The sequence below is a fragment of the Arthrobacter sp. TB 26 genome, from assembly GCF_000427315.1.
GTDB lineage: Bacteria > Actinomycetota > Actinomycetes > Actinomycetales > Micrococcaceae > Arthrobacter.
The window spans coordinates 1-3929 of record NZ_AUPJ01000065.1 but is presented as its reverse complement, the minus strand read 5'-3'; the positions used below and the strand labels follow the sequence as shown (position 1 = coordinate 3929).

Genomic DNA, 3929 nt, shown 5'->3' with positions numbered 1-3929 from the left:
GGCAAGCTCGTCTCCTCCGGCTTCCTCAGCGTTGCCTACGGCAGCGTGGGGCTCAGCTTCGCCGGCTTCGCGCTGGGCAACCGGGGCGATTCCGGCGACTCGACCCGGGACTTCAGCACGGCCCTCGTGCGCAGCCCCTTCGGGGTGCCGGCGCTCATCGGGCTGGGCCTGACGATCATCGGGATCGGCGTGTATTTCATCGTCAAGGGCGCGGGGAAGAAGTTCAAGGAGGAGTTGCGGCACTTCGAAGGGACACACCGCGGCCGCCTGGTCAGCGGCCTGGGCGTGGCCGGCCACATCGCCAAGGGAGTGGCGCTGATCCTGACGGGCCTGCTGTTTGTCATCGCCGCGGCCACCAACGACCCCGCCTCATCCACGGGACTGGACGGCAGCCTCAAGGCCCTGCAGGACCATCCATTTGGCCCCGCCCTGCTCCTGGCGATCGGCGCCGGCTTCATCGCCTACGGAGTGTTCGCGCTGCTCCGGGCACGCTTCGGCCGGATGTAGCGCCCGGGCCAGTCCCCTAACGCAGTTCGACCACGTCACCCTCGCGGTACAGCAGGGCGCGGATCTCGGATTCGGCGGAGTCGAGCCGCTTCGGGTCGATGGTCTCCCCCGCGGCGAAGTGGTCCAGCAGCCGCGGATCCACATAGCTCTTCCGGGCGATCGACGGCGTGTTCCCGAGGACGCCGGACGCGTCCAGCATGGCGCGGCTCACCGCGCGTTTCCGGGCTGACACCTTGGGCTGCGGACCGCTCTGGGCCAGGCTGACGGCCGCGGCCACCGTCCCCCGGAGGGTGCGGAAGTCCTTGGCGGTGAAGTCCTGCCCGGTGCGCTCCTTGACGTACTGGTTGATGTCCGCGCTGGACACCGGGTGCCAGCTCCGGCCGTCCTGGTACGCCAGCAGGCGGGCGTTGCCGCCGCGGCGCTTGAGCTGGCGCACGACGGCGGCGAGGTCGGCGTCGTGAATCCGCGACTCCCAGTTCTTGCCGCTCTTGGCAGGGAAACTGAGCCGGAGTTCGTCCTTGCGCAGCTTCACGTGGGCGCAGAGCAGGGTGGCGAGGCCGTGGCTGCCGTTTTCGTTCGTGTAGCGCTCCGAGCCGACCCGCAGCGAGCCGCTGTCCAGCATCCTGAAGGCGGCGGCCAGCACCCGCTCCCGGGTGAGGCCCCCGGAGCGCAGGTCCATCGTGACGAGGCGGCGTGCGGCCGGCAGGGTCTCCGCGAGCTGGAGCGAACGGTCGAACTTGAGCCGGTCCTTTTTTTCGCGCCAGCCCGGGTGGTAGATGTACTGGCGCCGGCCGACCGCATCAAGCCCCGTGGCCTGGATGTGCCCGTTGTCGTACGGGGCAATCCACACGTCCGTCCAGGCCGGCGGGATACCGATGTGTTCCAGCCGCTCACGCACCGGGCCGGCCGGCAGCGTTGAGCCGTCCAGGTCCTTGTAGCTGAACCCCGTCCCGGCCGCGACGCGCCGGTAGCCGCGGCCGGACGCGTTGCTGTGGCGGAGCCTCACCGGCGCGTTCCCGGTGCTGGGGTCTGTGGCATGCGCTGCTCATCCATGACGGTAAGCCTACTGACTACAACCCTGTTTCGCGCCAGTTACCAAACAACGCGGGGTCACTTCGCGCCCATAATCCCCTCCTGGATGGGCGCGAACTGACCCCGCGTTGCTGTTAGTGGGGAGATCAGACCTCCGCGGCGACCCCGTCGCGGGAGATCTGGACCATGGCCTCGCGCGGGACCACCTTGATGCGCTCGCGCTGGACGCCGTCCGCAGCGGCACTCGCCTTTTCGCCGAGGGACCGCTCGTGCGCGTCCAGGGCCAGCCAGCCTTCCCAGCTGGTGTACTGGACGCCGCGGCTTTCCAGCAGGTCGACGACGGCGTCCGGCGCGGGCGCCGCTGCCAGCGGCAGGTTGTCGCGGTCCTCCAGCAGGTAGGTCACAGTTTCCAGGGCGTCACCCTTGGTGTGCCCGATGAGGCCGACCGGGCCGCGCTTGATCCAGCCGGTGGCGTAGATGCCCGGCACGTGGGTACCGGAGGCATCAAGGACCCGGCCGCCGTCGTTCGGCACCACGCCCTTGCTGTGGTCGAACTCGACCTCGGGCAACGAGGAGCCGAAGTAGCCGATGGCGCGGTACACGGCCTGCACCGGGTAGTCGACGAACTCGCCGGTGCCGCGGGCGTTGCCCGTGCCGTCCAGCTCGGTGCGTTCGAACTTGATGCCGGCGACGCGGCCGGGCGCACCGGCTTCGCCGGTATTGTCCCCGTAGACCTCGACAGGGCTGTGCAGGAAGTGCAGGTGCAGGCGGCGGGATGCCGTGAGCTCGGCGAGATCCTCGGGCTGCTCGGCGATCCAGTTGGTGAGCGTGCCCACCATGGTCTTGGTCTGGTTGTTGCTCTGGATCTGCCGGTCCGATTCGGCGTCGAACTCGAAGTCCTCGGCGTAGAGGATGATGTCCACGTCCTTGGAGTGGGAGAGTTCGCGCAGCTCCAGCGGGGTGAACTTGACCTGGGCAGGGCCGCGGCGGCCGAAGACGTGCACGTCGGTGACCGGGGAATCCTTCAGGGCGCGGTACACGTTGTCCGGGATTTCGGAGACGAGGAGGTCATCGGCGTGCTTGGAGAGCATCCGTGCCACGTCGAGGGCCACGTTGCCGTTGCCGATCACGGCGACTTCCTTGGCATCCAGGGGCCACTCGCGGGGCACGTCGGGGTGGCCGTCGTACCAGGAGACGAAGTCGGCGCCGCCGTAGGATCCTTCGAGCTCGATGCCGGGGATGTTCAGGTCCGCGTCCTTGATGGCCCCGGTGGCGAAGATGACGGCGTCGTAATGGGTGCGGAGGTCCTCCAGAGACAGGTCCGTGCCGTAGTCCACGTTGCCGAAGAAGCGGATGTCGCCGCGGTCCAGGACCTTGTGCAGGGCGTTGACGATGCCCTTGATCCGGGGGTGGTCCGGTGCCACGCCGTAGCGGATCAGCCCGTAGGGTGCCGGGTAGCGGTCGAAGAGGTCGATGCTGACCGTGAGCTCGCCGCTCTTGACCGCCTCGCTCTTGGTCAGGATGTCCGCGGCGTACACACCGGCGGGTCCGGAGCCGACGACGGCGATGCGCAGCGGGCGGGCAGCAGTTCCTGCAGGGGTGTTCGTTGACACGGCTGTGTTCCTTTGTTGTTCTGCATCCGTTGCTCCATAACGGCCGTTTTGAGGCTTGATAACGGCACTTATGGAGCAATCGACGGGGTTTAGGGGTTCAGTACACGGGTCTTGGTGGTGCTGGGTGCGCGGGGTGCGTTCGGGGACGTGGTGCCGTAGTCCGCGGTCTTGAAGTGCGACGGCGCGAACGGGCTGACGCGGACCACGTCACCGATCACGATCACGGCGGGGTTCGCGACGCCTGCGGCCTCCGCCTGGTCCGCGATGGTCCCGAGCGTTCCGATGGTCACCCGCTGGTTCGGCAAGTAACCATTCTCTACGATGCCAACAGGCGTCTCCGGAGGCAAACCGGCGCGTGCCAGCGAGGCCGCGGAATCGCGCAACTGGCCGACGCCCATGAGCAGGATCACGGTGTGGTCCGCACGGGCCGGGACTTCGGACAGCTCCTCGTGGCCCGTCACCACACTGAAGCCCTTGGCCAGCCCGCGGTGCGTGACCGGGATGCCGGCGGCGGCCGGGACCGAGATGGCGGACGTGACGCCGGAGACCACTTCGACCTCGACGCCGTGCTGCCGGCAGAACTCGGCTTCCTCGCCGCCGCGGCCCAGGACGTAGGGGTCGCCGCCCTTGAGCCGGACCACACGGTGGCCCTGCAGGGCTTCGTCGACGAGGATGCGGTTGATCTCGGACTGCGGGACGGGGTGGTGGCCGGGGGTCTTGCCGACCTCGATCACACGGACGTCGGGGCCCAGTTCGGCCAGGAGTTCGCGCGGGCCG

Annotated in this window: 4 protein-coding genes; 1 reads left to right on the top strand and 3 read right to left on the bottom strand. The window is 68.6% G+C overall.

Features of this window, described 5'->3' with window-relative positions; all coding sequences use genetic code 11:
* The coding region (locus K789_RS0101340) for a DUF1206 domain-containing protein (RefSeq protein ID WP_024365172.1) at nucleotides 1-507 on the top strand (507 nt) is incomplete at its 5' end.
* 16 nt (nucleotides 508-523) lie between these two features.
* On the opposite strand, the gene K789_RS0101335 is transcribed toward K789_RS0101340, so the two are convergent.
* The 3 genes from K789_RS0101335 to cobA form a co-directional block, all read right to left on the bottom strand.
* Nucleotides 524-1513, bottom strand: coding sequence for a DNA topoisomerase IB (locus K789_RS0101335; protein WP_024365171.1), 990 nt, complete (start codon nucleotides 1511-1513; stop codon nucleotides 524-526).
* Between the two features lie 172 nt (nucleotides 1514-1685).
* Nucleotides 1686-3152, bottom strand: coding sequence for an FAD-dependent oxidoreductase (locus K789_RS0101330; protein WP_024365170.1), 1467 nt, complete (start codon nucleotides 3150-3152; stop codon nucleotides 1686-1688).
* 89 nt (nucleotides 3153-3241) lie between these two features.
* The coding region (gene cobA, locus K789_RS0101325; protein WP_024365169.1) for a uroporphyrinogen-III C-methyltransferase at nucleotides 3242-3929 on the bottom strand (688 nt) is incomplete at its 5' end.